Origin of the sequence: Candidatus Pelagibacter sp. (assembly GCF_052049935.1) — a bacterium.
Classification (GTDB): Bacteria; Pseudomonadota; Alphaproteobacteria; order Pelagibacterales; family Pelagibacteraceae; genus Pelagibacter.
In genome coordinates this window covers 91,588-108,405 of record NZ_JBNGZA010000005.1, presented here as the reverse complement: position 1 = coordinate 108,405, position 16,818 = coordinate 91,588, and the positions used below count along the sequence as shown (strand labels likewise).

The following is a 16,818-nucleotide window of genomic DNA, read 5'->3' as shown; positions in this document are numbered from 1 at the left end:
CATATAAGTATAATATTTCAAAAATAATAAATATTATAGATTCCTGTGATATTGTAATAGGAAATGAGTCAGGGCCTGTTTGTTTGGGTTCTGCCTTAAAAAAAAAGGTTCATGCTATATATATACCTATTCACACCAAACCTGAAAGTAAGGTAATTTATTCAAAAAATATTTATTATAATACCAGAAAATTATCTTCAAAATTAATTCAAAAAAAAATTTTAGATAATTTATATTAGATTAGGTGAGGTGGGAGAGTTGGTTTAATCCACCTGCTTGGAAAGCAGGCATGCCTTAATTGGTATCGCAAGTTCGAATCTTGTCCTCACCGCCAAAATTATTTTTCTTTATTAATTTTGAGTACTCCAATAAAGGCTTCTTGTGGAATCTCAACTCGACCAAATTGTTTTGATCTAGCTTTACCTTTTTTTTGTTTTTCTAAAAGTTTTCTTTTTCTATCAGTTGCCCCACCACCATGAATCTTGGTAAGGACATCTTTTTTAAAGCCCTTAATTGTCTCTCTAGCAATAATTTTACCTCCAATTGCAGCCTGCACTGGTATCATAAAATTATGTCTTGGAATTAAATCTTTAAGTTTTTCACAAACTTCTCTTCCAGTTCTTTGAGCAAAATCCTTATGTATCATCATTGCTAAAGCATCAACTGGTTCTCCATTTACCAAAATACCTAGTTTTACAAGATCTCCTTCGCGATGTCCTATAATCTCATAATCGAAGCTTGCATAACCACTGGTCATAGATTTTATTCTGTCATTAAAATCAAAAACTACTTCATTTAATGGTAGCTCGTATGATAATACTGCCCTGTTACCTGAATAACTTAAGTTAGTTTGAATTCCTCTTTTGTCTTGGCAAAGTTTAATTATTGATCCTAAATATTCATCTGGGGTGATTACTGTAGCCTTTATCCAAGGTTCCTCTATTGATTTTATAAGTGTCGGATCAGGTAAGCTTGATGGATTTTGTAAATCAATAATATCACCATTATTAAGATGAACTTTATAAACAACTCCAGGTGTAGTTGTTAAAAGATTAACGTCAAATTCTCTTTCCAATCTTTCTGTTATTATCTCTAGATGTAATAATCCTAAAAAACCACACCTAAAACCTAAGCCTAAAGCTGATGAAGATTCGGCTTCAAATGAAAAACTAGCATCATTTAATTGTAATTTAGCTAATCCATCTTTTAATTTTTGATATTCAGAACTATCAACAGGAAATAATCCACAAAACACTACAGGTTTACTTGGTTTAAATCCTGGTAAAGGCTCAACATCTGGTTTTGATGTATCACAAATTGTATCACCAACTTTTGTTTCAGATAAAACTTTAATACCAGTTATAATAAAACCTATCTCACCTGCTTGAAGTTCCTCTAAGTCTTTTGGTTTAGGTGTGAATACACCAACTTTCTCAACAATATATTCCCTATTTGTTGAAACCATTTTAATTTTCATGTTCTTTTTTATGCTTCCATTAATTACTCTAATTAGAATCACAACCCCTAGATAAGTATCGTACCAACTATCAACCAAAAGACACTTAAGATCTTCATTAAGATTACCTTTAGGACTTGGTAGTTTATTTACTATTTGTTCTAAAATTAACTCAACACCTTCACCTGTTTTTCCTGAACAAGGAACTGCATCGTCTGTTTCAATGCCAATTACATCTTCTATTTGTTTCTTAGATCGATCTAAATCTGAAGCAGGTAAGTCAATTTTATTTAAAACTGGAATAATTTCATGATCTATATCTAACGCTTGATATACATTAGCTAATGTTTGAGCCTCTACTCCTTGAGTACTATCAACAATTAATATTGAACCTTCACATGCATAAAGTGATCTACTTACCTCATAACTAAAATCAACATGGCCTGGAGTATCAATAATATTTAGAATATAATTTTTTCCATCTTTTGCTTTGTAATTTAATTTTACAGTTTGCGCTTTGATTGTAATTCCTCTTTCTCTCTCTATATCCATAGAGTCGAGAACTTGTGCTTTCATTTCTCTTTCTGTTAGTCCTCCACAAAGATGAATAATTCGATCTGCTATAGTAGATTTGCCGTGATCTATATGTGCAATTATTGCAAAGTTTCTTATATGATCAATTGTGCTCATTTTAATTTATGATCTTATTTTAGCACCAGTTTTATCTTCAACAGATTTGATGATTAAATTATTTAAATTCTCAAGATCTTTATCTTTTAAAGTTTTTTCATTTGACTGTATTGTGACATTTAAAGCTATAGATTTTTTATCATTGGGAATATTATCTCCCTCATAGAGATCAAAAATTTTTACATTTTGTATTAAGTTTTTATCTACATTAGAAATTATTTTAATCAAATCCTGAGCTTTAACTTTTTTATCAATAATAAATGCAAAGTCTCTCTCTGATTTTTGAAAATCAGAAACAGAATACTTTGATTTTTGATCATTCAGTGTTTTTTTGGGTTGTTTTAAATTTTCTAAAAAAATCTCAAAACCAGTTAAAACATTTATTTTCATATCAATATCTTTAATTATACTTGGATGTAATTCTCCAAAATAAGCAGCTGTATGTTCTTTACCAGCATTTAAAAATATTCTTCCAGACTTTCCTGGATGATAATAATTTGGAGTTTCATCATCTATAACAAATTTTTCTGGATTATAACCTGCTTCAGACAATGTTTGAATAACATCTCTTTTAACATCGAAAACATCAACATCTCTTTCTTTTTCAATCCAAGATAATCTAGATTTTTTTCCTGTACTAATTCCACAAACTACTGTGATTTGGTCACCTGGATTTTTACCAGTGAACACAGGTCCGATTTCAAATAAAGAAATGTCTTTATAGCCTCTATCTATATTTTTATTGAGATACATTGTTAAATTAGAATATAATGAATTCCTCAGAACACCCAAATCAGAACTGATAGGATTTACAATCTTAATCTCTTTATTTTCACCTTTGAATAAATTATTGAATTTATTGTCTGTAAAAGACCACGTAACAACTTCATGATAACCTTTTGATGCAACAGCTCTTTGTAGAAAATGAAATAACTTTTGAGTTTTATTTAATGTCGGTTTTAATCTTCCTTTTTCAGGTTCTATTGTTTTTATTTTATCATAACCTTTAATTCTTGCTAATTCTTCAACAACATCTATTGGTTGAGAAATATCTGGCCTCCAAGATGGGACTTGTAGCTTCAATAATTTTTTGCTTTTCTTAATTTTAAATCCAAGATTATTCATAATATTAGTTACATCAGAACTTGATATTTTTAGACCCATTATTTTTTCAAATAATTTTTGATCAAAGTTAATCTCAGTAGTTTTAAATTTTTTAATTTTTTGAATTTCTACTTTTCCAATTTCACCACCACAAATTTCATGAATAAGGTTTGCAGACCTAATTAATCCTTCCTCAACTGATTGAGGATCTATACCTCTCTCAAATCGAAACTTTGCATCAGAATCGATATTCAATTTTTTGGCAGTTTTTCGTGTAATTGTTGGATCAAAATAAGCTGACTCAATCAATACGTTTTTTGTATCCATTTGCGTTCCGGATCTTATGCCACCCATAATACCCCCAAGTGCCAGTGGTCCTTTATTATCGCTAATAACACACATGTTTTCATCTAGAGTATAAATTTTATTATCTAAAGCATCGAACTTTTCACCTTTTTTTGAATTTCTAACTATTAGTTCTTTTTCAATTTTATCAGCATCAAAAACATGGAGTGGTCTATTGTTATCAAACATCATATAATTTGTAATATCCACAATTGCTGAAATTGGCTTTTGTCCAATTGAAATTAGTTTTTGTTTTAACCATTCTGGACTTTCAGTATTTTTTACATTTGTTATTAAGCAGCTTCCAAAAACTGAGCAAGCTTGAATTTTCTCTTTTTTTAATGAGATTTTAATTTTTCGTTTACTCGCTGATTTTAATTTTTTTAATTTTATTTCTTTGAGTTTTCCAAAACCTGATGCCGCAAGATCTCTAGCAATACCTCTTACACCTAAACAATCTGGTCTATTAGGTGTGATAGACAAATCAATTAAATTTGAGCTTGGTTTTTCAAAATAATTTTTTCCAACTTTCTTTGAATATTTTGATGATGGTAATTCTGTAATCCCTTCACTTTCATCAGATAATTTTAATTCTGATTCTGAACAAAGCATACCATGGGAAGTAACTCCTCTTATTTTAGCAACCACTAATTTTAATCCACTTTTAGGTATAACTGCTCCTGGAGGTGCATAAATTGTCAACAAACCTTCTCTTGCGTTTGGAGCTCCGCAAACAACTTTTTTAGTTTCTTTGTCTCCAACATCTACATCACACACTTTTAATCTATCAGCATCAGGATGTTTTTCTGTTTTTAGTATTTTTGCAACTTTAAATAAATCTTGTCCTTCAGATAACCTCTCAACACCTTCTACCTCCAAACCTACATTGGTTAGTTGTTCTAATAACTTTTCCTCAGTTTGATTTGTTTTTAAATGATCCTTTAACCAATCATAAGTTATTTTCATCGACTTAATCCTCTATAATTGGTTGGGACATCTAATGGATCAAAACCAAAATGGTTTAACCACCTGTAATCACATTCAAAGAATGCTCTTAAGTCATTTATTCCATATTTAAGCATTGCAAGTCTATCAATTCCAATTCCAAAAGCGTAACCTTGGAATTTATCTGGATCAACTTTTACATTTCTTAGAACATTTGGATGAACCATCCCACAACCCAAAATTTCTAACCATTGATCTCCTTCTCCGATAACTATTTTGCCATCCTTAATTTCATAACCAATATCTACTTCAGCAGATGGTTCTGTGAAAGGAAAATGGCTTGGTCTAAACCTCATCTTAATTTTATCAATTTCAAAAAACTCTTTGATAAAATAATTAAGACATCCTTTTAAGTGACCCATATTAATGTCTTTATCTATGTGCAATCCTTCTACTTGATGAAACATTGGTGCATGTGTTTGATCACTATCTGATCTATATGTTCTTCCAGGTGCAATGATTTTAAATGGTGGTTTGTCTTTAAGCATAGTTCTTATTTGCACTGGTGAAGTGTGTGTTCTTAATAATATTTCTTTTTGTTCATCAAGATAGAATGTGTCATGCATGTCTCTTGCTGGGTGATAATCGGGGGTATTTAATGCTGTAAAATTATTGTATTGATTTTCAACATCAGGTCCTTCTTCCACACTAAAGCCAATTTCTGAAAATATAGATGAAATTTCATCTATTGTTTGTGATACAGGATGAATTTTTCCTCTCTCAATAGGCCTTTCTGGTAAAGTAATATCTACTTTTTCATTTTCTAATTTTTCATTAATTTTTTTTAATTCTAATTCTTTAAATTTTTCTGAAATAGTATTTTGTAATTCATCTTTAATTTTGTTCAGTTCAGAGGCAAATTGTTTTCTTTTATTTTCATCAAGTGAACCTAATGTTTTAAATTGAGAGGAAATAAGCCCATTTTTTCCAAACAGATCTGATTTTATTTGATTAATTTGATCTAAGCTTAATTTTTCTTTTAGCTTAGTCCTATATTCTTCATGAATATTTTTTAAGTCTGACATAACGTTAGATTATTTCCTTAAGAAATAAAAACAATAGAGAAGATTAATTTAGAGCTGATTGTGCTTTATGAACGATAGTTTTAAATGCTTCTGGGCTGTCATAAGCAATTTCTGCAAGAATTTTTCTATCTATTGTAATTCCGCACTTATTAAGACCATTAATAAATTTAGAGTATGTTAAACCTTCAGCTCTTACGCCAGCATTAATTCTTTGTATCCACAAAGATTTGAAGTCTCTTTTCTTATTTCTTCTGTCTCTGTAAGCATACTGCATTGCCTTTTCCATTGCTTGTTTAGCAACTCTAATGGTATTTTTTCTTCTGCCCCATTGGCCTTTAACAGCTTTTAAAACTTTTTTATGTTTTGCTTTGCTAGTTACACCTCTTTTAACTCTTGCCATTTTATCCTCTTAAACTGTAAGGCATATACGATTTAACTATTTTACCATCTTGTTTTGATAGTGATGTAGTGCCTCTTAATTTTCTTATTTGTGAATTTGTTCTTTTAATCATGCCGTGTCTTTTACCTGCTTGTGCAGAAATCACTTTTCCTTTTGCAGAAATTTTAAATCTTTTTTTAGCTGAGCTTTTAGTCTTTAGTTTTGGCATAATTTTGCGGTGTTATACAAAGAATGATAAAAATTTACAACTATAATATAGCTTAATTATAGAGGCTGAATCACCATTATCATCTGTTTTCCATCAAACTTGGGATTTAATTCTACTTTTCCTATATCTTTCATGTCCTCTTTAATCTTGTTCATCAACTCATTTCCCAAATGAGAATGTTGCAACTCTCTACCTTTAAATCTAATTGTAAACTTAACTTTGTCTCCTTTAGCTATAAATTTCTTAGCATTTTTGACTTTAAATTCATAATCATGAGTTTCTGTTACAGGTCTCATTTTTATTTCTTTCAAAGAAATTATTTTTTGTTTTTTTTTTGCAAGATTAGCTTTTTTCTGAGCATCATATTTAAACTTGCCCATGTCCATAATTTTACAAACTGGTGGATTTGCATTTGGAGCTATTTCAATTAAATCTAATCCTTGATTTTTTGCTGTAGTAATTGCTTCACTTGTATTTAGTATTCCTAAATTTTCTCCATCACTGTTAATTACTTGAACTTCTGGTGACGAGATTCTGTTATTAGATCTTGGTCCTCTATCCTTGGTCCTTCTCTGAAAATAATTTTGCTTGAAATCTGCCACTTAGTTTGAAGATGCTTTGTTTAAAGCAGAGTATGTTTTAATAAAAGAATTTAATTCCATATTTTCTTGTTTGTTAGAGTCCAATCTTCTAATCGTTACTGAATTAGAGTCAACTTCTTTTTTACCACAAATTAATAAAAGAGGTACTTTAGCTAGCGAATGATCTCTTATTTTATAATTTAAATTATTGTTTTTTGTATCTGTGATTGATGTAATTCCAGAGTGTTTAAGTTTATTAGAGACATCTATTGCATAATCATTAAATTCATCTGAGACTGGTATTACAACTGTTTGTAAAGGTGATATCCAAAAAGGAAATTTTCCAGCATAGTGTTCAATTAGAATTCCAATAAATCTTTCTAATGATCCAAATAAAGCTCTGTGAAGCATTACTGGAATTTTTTTTGAACCATCTTTATCAACATAAGAAGCTCCTAATCTCTCAGGTAAATTTAAATCAACTTGAAGTGTACCACATTGCCAATCTCTTCCAATTGCATCCCTTAAAACAAATTCAATTTTTGGTCCGTAAAAAGCACCTTCGCCTTTATTAATACTATATTCTAATTTTGAGGCCTTAACCGCATCTAATAAAGATGCTTCAGCTTTATCCCAAACTTCATCACTGCCAACTCTCACCTCTGGTCTATCTGCATATTTTAGTATTACATTTTCAAAACCTAATTCTTTGTAAATATCTAAAATCAAATTAGTAACGATTAGGCACTCACTAGCTATTTGATCCTCTGAACAAAAAATATGTGCATCATCTTGGGTGAAAGCTCTTACCCTCAATAAACCATGTAGTGCGCCTGAGGGTTCGTATCTATGAACTTTTCCAAACTCACTTATTCTTAATGGTAAATCTCTATAACTTTTTAAACCTTGATTGAAAACTTGTATATGGCCTGGACAATTCATAGGTTTTATTGCAAAAACTTTTTCATCTGGAGTTTCAGATGTGTACATATTTTCTCCATACTTTTCCCAATGACCTGATTTTTCCCATAATAATCTGTCTAAAATTTCTGGAGTATTAACCTCTTTATATCCAGCTTTGTTTTGCCTATTTCTCATATAATTAATTAATTTTTGAAATAGAGCCCAACCTTTTTCATGCCAGAAAACCGAACCTGGACTTTCTTCTCTGAAATGAAATAAATCCATTTCTTTTCCAAGTTTTCTGTGATCTCTTTTTTCAGCTTCTTCTAATCTTTTTAAATAATTATCCAAATCTTTCTGATTAGACCAACTAGTTCCATAGATTCTTTGAAGCATTTCATTATTAGAGTCCCCTCTCCAGTAAGCTCCTGACACTTTCATTAATTTAAAGTATTTTCCAATTTTTCCTGTGGAAGATAAATGAGGGCCTCTACAAAGATCATGCCATTCTCCATGAAAATATATTGATACATCTTCACCTTCGGGAATATTCTCAATCAATTCAGCTTTATAAATTTCACCTTTATCCTTAAAATGTTTTACAGCTTTGTTTCTTTCCCAAACTTCTCTTTTTGTAACCTCATCTCTATCCACAATTTCTTTCATCTTTTTTTCTATTTTTTCTAGATCTTCTTCAGTGAAAGGTTCTTTCCTAGCAAAATCATAATAAAATCCATTATCAATTACAGGACCAATGGTTACTTGTGTTCCTGGGAATAACTCTTGAACTGCCATTGCTGCAATATGTGCAGTATCATGTCTTATAGTTTCTAATCCTTCTTTATCTTTAGATGTATGAATTTTAACAGAACAATCTTTCTCAATAATATAATCTAGATCTTTTTGTTCACCATCTACGCTAATTATTAACGCTTGTTTAGCCAAAGACTTACTTATCTTTTCTGCTATTTCTAATCCAGTTACTTTTTTTGGAAAACTTAAACTGTTTCCATCTGGTAAGGTAATATTAGGCATTTAATTTAATAATTTTTTATATTCTGAATAAGTAGAAAAACACATTTTTTCAACATTAAATTTTTTTTTGATGTTTTTTCTACCTTCTATACCCATTGTTTTCAACGTGGATTCATCAATATTCAAAACTCTTAAGATTGTTTTGCTCAATGATGAGGAGTTTCCTGATTCAAATAGAAAGCCTGTTTTTTCATCTTCAATAGTCTCTCTAGAGCCACCAATATTACTTGCTATGATTATTTTTTCCATTGATTGTGCTTCTACTGCAACACGACCAAAGGCTTCGGGCTCGATTGATGATGATATGATAATGTCTGAAACTTTATAAGCCAAAGCCATATCTTTACAATGATCAATAAATTTTAATTGATTTGTCAATCTATGTTGTTCAGACAATCTGATTAATTTTTTTTTATACAACTCTCTTCCTTGATCGCTGCCAAGAATAATTGCATGAAATGCTTGATAGCCAAGTTCTATATTTACTTTATTTATTGCTTCTATAAATAGTTCTTGACCCTTCCAAGAAGTTAATCTTCCTGGCAATAAAATTATTTTTTGATTTTTTTTTTTTATACCCCATGATTTTAACAATTCACCTTCTTCTTTTTCAAGTTTTGTAGTTGGATCAAAATAATCAACATTTATACCTCGAAAAATTACTAACATTTTATTTTTGAACTTAAGATATTTTGAGTAGTTTTCTTGAATATGAGAAAATATGAAATTTGATCCTGCAATTATTAAATCTGATCTTAACATTACAGAGTTGTAAAATTTTTTTAAATTACTTTTAAAATTATAGGTACCATGAAAAGTAGTAACGTACTTTCTGCCAGTAAATTTTGCAGCTAATAAACATGACCAAGCGGGAGCTCTACTTCTTGCATGAACAATTGAAATTCTAAATATCAATATTATAAAAATTAAAATTATTGCATTTATCAAAATCAAAAGTGGGTTTTTACTTTGAACAGGAAGTCTAATTAGTTTTACTTTTTTTTTATCAATAAATTTCAATAAAGGTCCACCACTGGTTACAATATAGGATCCACAATTGTTTTCAGGAAGATAATGTGCAATGTCATAGCAGCCAGTTTCTGCTCCTCCATAACCTAATTTAGGAATTACTTGTAAAACATTAAATTCAGATGCCATTTTACTCATTATAATATATGAGCTATATCATACAAACAATTATGACTAATTTTAGTTTTTACAATACATCAAAAAATACAAAAATAAGATATTTAAAAAATATTTCTAAAAATAAAACTTATATAGTTTTTCTTCATGGTTTTATGTCTGATTTAGAAGGAAAAAAACCCTCATCATTTCTAAAACTTGCCAAAAAAAATAAAGTTGGATTTTTAGCTTTAGAATATTCTGGTCATGGAAAATCAAGTGGTAAATTTATAGATGGCAATATTTCAAAATGGTCAAATCAAACAAAATTATTAATAAAAAAGATTGTTAAAAATAATAATTTTATTTTAGTTGGTTCAAGTATGGGTGCTTGGATTTCTTTAAATCAATTTAAACACTTTAAAGATCAAATTAAAGGTTTTGTTGGTATCGGTTCTGCTCCAGAATTTTTAGAAAATTTAATGTGGAAAAAATTTCCAAGAAAAATAAAAAATGAAATATTAAAGAAGAAAATAAGCTATATCAAACATGGAAGTTATGAGTATCCAATTACTTTACAATTAATTAAAGATGGGAAAAAAAATAAAGTTCTTAATAAAAAAATAAGTTCAAAAATTAAGGTCACAATGATACATGGGAGCAAAGATGAGTCTGTACCAGTAAATTATTCTAGAAAAGTTTTAAACCTATTTAGTGTGGCTAGAAAAAAATTAATTGTTATAAAAAAAGGTGATCATAGCTTATCAAGTCCAAAAAATTTAAAGATAATAAATAAAGAAATTAAGCAAATGCTCTAACTAACAGCTTTAGTTGAAGGTTTTAAGGTTATAGGATTATCTAACTTATCTAACATTTCTTTTGGACAAACTTGAATAAAATTATCTAGTTCACTAACAAAGTTCTCTAAGATTTTTTTTGTCAAACTAGAATTAGTTTCATTTGAATGTTTTTGTAAAAGATCTTTTAAATAATCTCTCCAAAAATTTGTTTCAACATTTTGCCAAATAATACTCTCTGGATTTACTTTATTTTCAAATTGTTTATCAATGTCATAAATAAATGCCATTCCACCAGTCATACCTGCACCAAAATTATCACCAACAGAACCTAGAATAACAACTATTCCTCCAGTCATGTATTCACATCCATTTGAATCACACCCCTCAATTACTGCGGTAGCACCAGAATTACGTACAGCAAATCTTTCACCAGCTTGGCCTGCAGCAAATAATTTACCAGATGTTGCGCCATATAGAACTGTGTTTCCAATTATTGTATTTTCATTTGATATTAAATTACTTTCCTCTGGAAGTTTTATTGAAATTGTTGCGCCAGACAATCCTTTACCAACGTAATCGTTTGCATCACCTTCTAAAACTAACTTTAGTCCTTTTGATGAAAAAGCACCAAATGATTGACCAGCTGAACCTTTAAAATTTAAAGTCAAAAATTCTTCATCTAATTTTTCGTAACCAAACTTATTGTATAAATGATGTGAAATTCTTGTTCCAACCGCTCTATTTGTATTTTTTATTGTAAACAATTGATCAACGTCTTCTTTATTATCTAATTTTTTTTCTATAATAGGCCAAATTTCTTGATCTAATGTATCTGGCACTTCATTTATTTCTTGAGTTTCACAGTATCTTTTATTTTCACCTGAGTCTGCCTGTACAAACAAAGGATTAAGATCTAAGTCATCTAAATTTGGAGATGCTTTACTTACTTGCATCAAAAGATCTGTTCTTCCAATTATTTCATTTAAAGACTTAAATCCTAAGCCAGCTAAAATTTCTCTTACTTCAGTTGCGATAAAGGTAAATAAATTTACAATTTTATCAGGTGTTCCAGTAAATTTTTCTCTTAATTTTTCATCTTGTGTACATACTCCAACTGGGCATGTATTAGAATGACATTGTCTTACCATTATACATCCCATAGCAACCAATGCCGTTGTTGCAACTCCATATTCTTCAGCACCCATCATTGCAGCCATAACAACATCTCTCCCAGTTTTAATACCACCGTCTGTTCTTAAAGTTACTTGATGTCTTAAATTATTAAGAGTCAAAACCTGATTTGCTTCCGTTAATCCCATTTCCCATGGAATACCAACATATTTTACACTTGTTTGTGGAGTGGCCCCTGTACCACCATTATGACCAGAAATTAAAATAATATCTGCTTTAGCTTTTGCAACACCAGCAGCAATTGTTCCAACTCCTGATGAGGCTACAAGTTTAACTCCGATTCTGGCTTTAGGATTAATTTGTTTTAAGTCATAAATTAATTGAGCTAGATCCTCAATTGAATAAATATCGTGATGAGGTGGAGGTGAGATTAAAGTTACACCTGGTGTTGAGTGACGAAGTTTTGCAATTTCTTCGGTTACTTTAAACCCAGGTAATTGACCACCTTCTCCTGGTTTTGCTCCTTGTGCAATTTTAATTTCAATTTCGTTACAATTATTTAGATAATTTACTGTTACCCCAAATCTTGCAGAAGCAATTTGTTTAACTCTTGAGTTTGCACTATCCCCATTATCTAAAACTTTAAATCTTTTTGCATCTTCTCCACCTTCTCCACTGCATGAAGCACCTTTAATTCTATTCATTCCCATTGCTAATGTTTCATGAGCTTCTTTAGATAAAGCACCATGAGACATGCTTCCACTACCAAATCTTTTTAAAATATTCTCTATAGGTTCTACTTCAGAAATATCTATTTTTGGACCTAATTTCTTTTTTCTAAAATCTATAAGATCTCTTAAATTGATTGGAGGTAAGTTATAAATACCTTCAGCATATTTTTTGTAAGCATTATAAGAGTTTGATCCAACTGCACTTTGAAGTAAATGAATTAATCGACCTTGATACTGGTGAGTTTCACCATTCTTTCTATATCTATAAATACCACCAATTGGTAATATATTATCAGAATTTTCAAATGCTTCTTCGTGTATATTTCTTACTTTTTTTTCTATACCTGTTAATCCGATACCTGAAATTTTTGAAACAACTCCCGGGAAATAATCAGATACTATAGTCCTACTTAAGCCTACAGTTTCAAAATTACATCCTCCTCTGTATGAACTTAACACTGAAATTCCCATCTTAGACATTATTTTTAATAGACCAGCGTTAACTGATTTAATGTATCTCTCGACACATTCATCAAAACTGAATTGTCCAAAAAGCTTTTTTTCGTGTCTTTGATATAAGCTATCAAAAGCCAAATAAGGATTTACAGTTGTGGCTCCCACACCAATCAACGTTGCGAAGGAATGAGTATCCAAAGCCTCACCGGATTGAACATTTATAGAAACGTAGCCTCTAAGTTTTTTTTCAATTAAAAAACTATTTATTGCACCCACACATAACAACATTGGGATTGGGAGTTTTTCTGATGAGATTTCTTTATCACTTAAAATAAGCTGAGTTACACCTTTTCTTACAGAAATTTCTGCTTCTTTTTGAATTCTATCTATTGCATTAGTTAGATTCTCTTCTTTAAAAAAAGTACAGTCTATAATTTTTGAATTTTTACCAAAAAAATCAATGAACTTTTCTAATTGCGAATTAGATAAAATTGGAGAGTTTAATACATAAATATTCTCTTTTGTTAGAGTATCAAAGTCTAAAATGTTTCCTAAATTTCCAAACCTAGTTTTAAGACTCATTACTTTATTTTCTCTTAAAGAATCAATTGGTGGGTTTGTAACTTGGCTAAAATTCTGTCTAAAAAAATGATATAAAGGTCTATATTTATCTGAGAGCACAGCTAAAGGTGTATCGTCACCCATGGAACCTGTTGCTTCTTTTGCGTCTTCAGCCATTGGATGAAGAATTAATTCTATATCTTCTAATGTAATTCCAAAAGCATGTTGTTTTTTTCGTAAATCTTGTCCACTAAAACAATTTTTTTCGTTAGAAATTGATAATTTGTCGTCTAAATCTATAATTTGTGAATTAAAATGTTTGTACTCCTTTGCTAAGTAATCTTTAATCTGCTCGTTAGTAAATACTTTGCCTTTTTCAATTCTAACACCAATAATTTCACCAGGACCTAATCTTCCTTTTTCAACAATTCTTTTTTCATTTAATTCAATCATTCCAGTTTCAGATCCTGCAAATAAAAGCTTGTCTTTAGTGATTGCATATCTAAGAGGCCTTAATCCATTTCTATCATTAGCTGCTATTACCCATTCATTGTCTGTTCCAGCTATAGCGGCTGGTCCATCCCAGGGTTCCATTGTGCTATTTAAAAAATTAAATAATTGCTGATGGTTTTTTGGTAGTGTTTTATTTTTTTTAGACCATGCATCTGGAACTAACATTAGTTTAGCTAAAGGTGCTGGTTGACCTGAAATATTTAATAATTCAAAAACATTATCCAATGCAGCAGAGTCTGAAGTACCTTGTTGAATAACTGGTTTTAAATTGTTCACATTATCAAATAAAGGACTATTCATTTCTTGCTCATGAACTTTCATCCAATTTTTATTGCCTCTAAAAGTATTAATCTCACCGTTGTGAGCTATTGCTCTAAAAGGTTGTGCTAAATTCCAACTAGGAGCCGTATTAGTCGAAAATCTTTGATGAAAAATTGCATATCTAGATACAAAGCGTGGGTCTTTTAAGTCTAAATAAAAATCAGCTATCCCTTCTGCTAAAAACATGCCCTTATAAATAATTGACTTAGAACTTAATGAACAAATATAAAAATTGCTTAATGATTGTTTAATAGCTTCATTTTCAATTTTTCTTCTTGTTTCATAAATCTTTCTTTCAAGCTCTTTATTTATTAAGCTTTCATTATTTGATTTAAATAAAACCTGAATTATTTCTGGCATTGTCAAAAGTGCTTTTTCACCCAAAACACTTGGGTTTACTGGTACCTGTCGCCATCCATAAATACTGAAGTCATTTTTCGTAAGCTCACTCTCAACTATAGTTTTGCAAGACTCTTGCGCACCATAATCATTTCTTGGTAAAAATATCATTCCAATACAGATTTCTGAATTGTCATGCTGATGACCTGTTACTTCAATTTTTTCTATAAAAAAATCTTTTGGTATTTCTACATGGATACCGGCTCCATCTCCTGTTTTTCCATCTGCATCAACCGCACCTCTGTGCCAAACTGCTTTTAAAGCCTCTATGCCATATTCGACAACTAATCTAGATTTCTTACCCTCTGTTGACGCTATCACTCCTACACCACAAGCATCATGTTCCATTTCTTCGGTGTATACGTGGTTGTCTTTTAATAATTTTTTATTTTTGAAATAATTTTTCATTAAGCAACTTTATTAGTTTCAATTAGTTTTGATTGTAAAAATTTTTTTATTGATGCTGCTACATCTCTTCCATCTTTAATCGCCCAAACAACTAATGATGCACCCCTTACAATATCACCTGCTGCAAAAACTCCATCTAAATTTGTTTCTAAAGTGTCAAAGTCAGCTTTAATAGTTCCCCATTGTGTAACTTTTAAGTTAGGGTTACCAAATAAATTGGGTAGATCTTCTGGATCAAAACCTAAAGACTTTATAACCATATCTGCATTTATTTCATAATGGGAACCATCTTTAATTTTTGGTTTTCTTCTTCCTGTCTCATCTGGTTCACCTAATTCTATTTGATCAACTATTATTTTTTCAATTTTATTTTTACCTTTGAATTCTTTAGGTGATGAAAGCCACACAAATTCCACACCTTCTTCTTCTGCGTTTGCTACTTCTCTAGCAGATCCAGGCATATTTTCTTTATCCCTTCGATATAAACATTTTACTGATTTTGCCTTTTGTCTTATTGATGTTCTGACACAGTCCATCGCTGTATCTCCTCCACCTATAACTACAACATCTTTACCTTCTGCATTTATTATTCCTTTATCAAAAGCTGCAACTTGATCACCTAAACCTTTTTTATTTGATGCTGTTAGAAAATCCATAGCTGGAAAAATATTATCTAAATCACTACCTGGTATATTTATTTCTCTAGCTTTATAAACTCCAGTTGCAATTAATAATGCATCATGTTTTTTTCTTAATTGATCTAGTGTTAAATCTTTTCCAACTTCAAAATTCAATTCAAAATTTATTCCACTTTCTTTAAGAAGATTGGTTCTTCTTTCTACAACAAACTTTTCCAATTTAAAATTAGGTATCCCGTATATTAATAAACCACCTGGTCTATCATATCTGTCATACACTGTGATTTGGTATCCATCTTTTCTTAACTGTTCAGCAGCTGCTAACCCAGCAGGTCCTGCACCAATAATTCCTATACTTTGTTTTTTTTCTTTTGTTACTTTAATTGGTTTAACCCAACCTTGTTCCCAAGCATTATCTGTAATATATTTTTCCATTGAACCAATGGTGACTGTCCCATGACCAGATTGTTCAATTACACAATTACCTTCACATAATCTATCCTGAGGGCAAATTCTTCCACATACTTCTGGCATGTTATTTGTGCTTTGAGATAATTGGTAAGCTTCTTGAAGTCTTCCTTCAGCTGTTAATTTTAACCAATCAGGAATATTATTGCTTAAAGGACAATGAACTTGGCAAAAAGGCACACCACATTGGGAACACCTGCTTGACTGTAATTTTGCTTTGTCTGATATAAATTCATCGTAAATCTCATTAAAATCATCTTTTCTACTATTTACATCTCTTTTAGGTGGAGTTTGTTGACCTATTTTTACAAATTTTAACATTTTTTCAGACATAAAAACCTTTGAACTGGGCAACATATACATTGAAAAATCAATATAAAGTAAAATAAAGGTCAATATTACTGTCTTATATTAATCATTTTTTATTGAAAAATATAGGAAATTTAAATTTTGCATACCTAATATGCTTAAATTGTATTGTTGTTATTAAATTTTTATAAGGTACGAAAATTTTA

General features: G+C 30.3%; 12 protein-coding genes and 1 tRNA gene. 3 read left to right on the top strand and 10 right to left on the bottom strand.

Annotated elements, in window-relative coordinates:
• A partial coding sequence (locus ACTT90_RS03775; RefSeq protein WP_440937507.1) for a hypothetical protein occupies positions 1-239 on the top strand: 239 nt, incomplete at its 5' end.
• Positions 240-243: 4 nt separating this feature from the next.
• A tRNA-Ser gene (locus tag ACTT90_RS03770) sits at positions 244-334 on the top strand.
• 3 nt (positions 335-337) lie between these two features.
• Here ACTT90_RS03770 and lepA read toward each other — a convergent pair.
• Genes lepA through ACTT90_RS03730 form a run of 8 tightly spaced genes read right to left on the bottom strand, consistent with a single transcriptional unit; the run spans position 338 to position 9,919 of the window.
• Positions 338-2,146 carry a translation elongation factor 4 gene (lepA, locus tag ACTT90_RS03765; protein ID WP_440937506.1) on the bottom strand — a complete coding sequence of 603 codons (1,809 nt, stop codon included), beginning with the start codon at positions 2,144-2,146 and terminating at the stop codon, positions 338-340.
• A 6-nt stretch (positions 2,147-2,152) separates the two neighbouring features.
• Complete coding sequence (gene pheT / locus ACTT90_RS03760) at positions 2,153-4,561, bottom strand: phenylalanine--tRNA ligase subunit beta (RefSeq protein ID WP_440937505.1); 2,409 nt, start codon at positions 4,559-4,561, stop codon at positions 2,153-2,155.
• Positions 4,558-5,625, bottom strand: a complete 1,068-nt coding sequence (gene pheS, locus ACTT90_RS03755; protein WP_440937504.1) for a phenylalanine--tRNA ligase subunit alpha — start codon at positions 5,623-5,625, stop codon at positions 4,558-4,560. Before pheS ends, pheT begins: the two co-directional genes overlap by 4 nt.
• Before the next feature lie 43 nt (positions 5,626-5,668).
• Complete coding sequence (gene rplT / locus ACTT90_RS03750; protein ID WP_014953845.1) at positions 5,669-6,025, bottom strand: 50S ribosomal protein L20; 357 nt, start codon at positions 6,023-6,025, stop codon at positions 5,669-5,671.
• A gap of 1 nt (position 6,026) precedes the next feature.
• Positions 6,027-6,233: a 50S ribosomal protein L35 gene (gene rpmI, locus ACTT90_RS03745; protein ID WP_014953846.1), complete on the bottom strand. Its 207-nt coding sequence runs from the start codon at positions 6,231-6,233 to the stop codon at positions 6,027-6,029.
• A gap of 56 nt (positions 6,234-6,289) precedes the next feature.
• Entirely contained in the window at positions 6,290-6,835 is a 546-nt protein-coding gene (infC, locus tag ACTT90_RS03740) for a translation initiation factor IF-3 (RefSeq protein ID WP_440937503.1), read from the bottom strand.
• Entirely contained in the window at positions 6,836-8,752 is a 1,917-nt protein-coding gene (gene thrS, locus ACTT90_RS03735; protein ID WP_440937502.1) for a threonine--tRNA ligase, read from the bottom strand. It abuts the gene before it with no gap.
• Positions 8,753-9,919, bottom strand: coding sequence for a glycosyltransferase family 4 protein (locus tag ACTT90_RS03730; protein ID WP_440937501.1), 1,167 nt, complete (start codon positions 9,917-9,919; stop codon positions 8,753-8,755). It lies immediately after the preceding gene.
• 32 nt (positions 9,920-9,951) lie between these two features.
• Between ACTT90_RS03730 and ACTT90_RS03725 the strand changes: the two genes are divergently transcribed.
• Positions 9,952-10,695 (top strand): alpha/beta hydrolase, encoded by a 744-nt coding sequence (locus ACTT90_RS03725; RefSeq protein ID WP_440937500.1) that lies wholly within the window; start codon positions 9,952-9,954, stop codon positions 10,693-10,695.
• Here ACTT90_RS03725 and gltB read toward each other — a convergent pair.
• A complete protein-coding gene (gltB, locus tag ACTT90_RS03720) occupies positions 10,692-15,197 on the bottom strand; it encodes a glutamate synthase large subunit (protein ID WP_440937499.1) in 4,506 nt (1,501 codons plus the stop codon). The two genes, ACTT90_RS03725 and gltB, sit on opposite strands and share 4 nt — an antisense overlap.
• Positions 15,197-16,636 carry an NAD(P)-dependent oxidoreductase gene (locus tag ACTT90_RS03715; protein WP_440937498.1) on the bottom strand — a complete coding sequence of 480 codons (1,440 nt, stop codon included), beginning with the start codon at positions 16,634-16,636 and terminating at the stop codon, positions 15,197-15,199. The genes gltB and ACTT90_RS03715 overlap by 1 nt, the downstream gene beginning before the upstream one ends.
• Positions 16,637-16,818 lie beyond the last annotated feature (182 nt).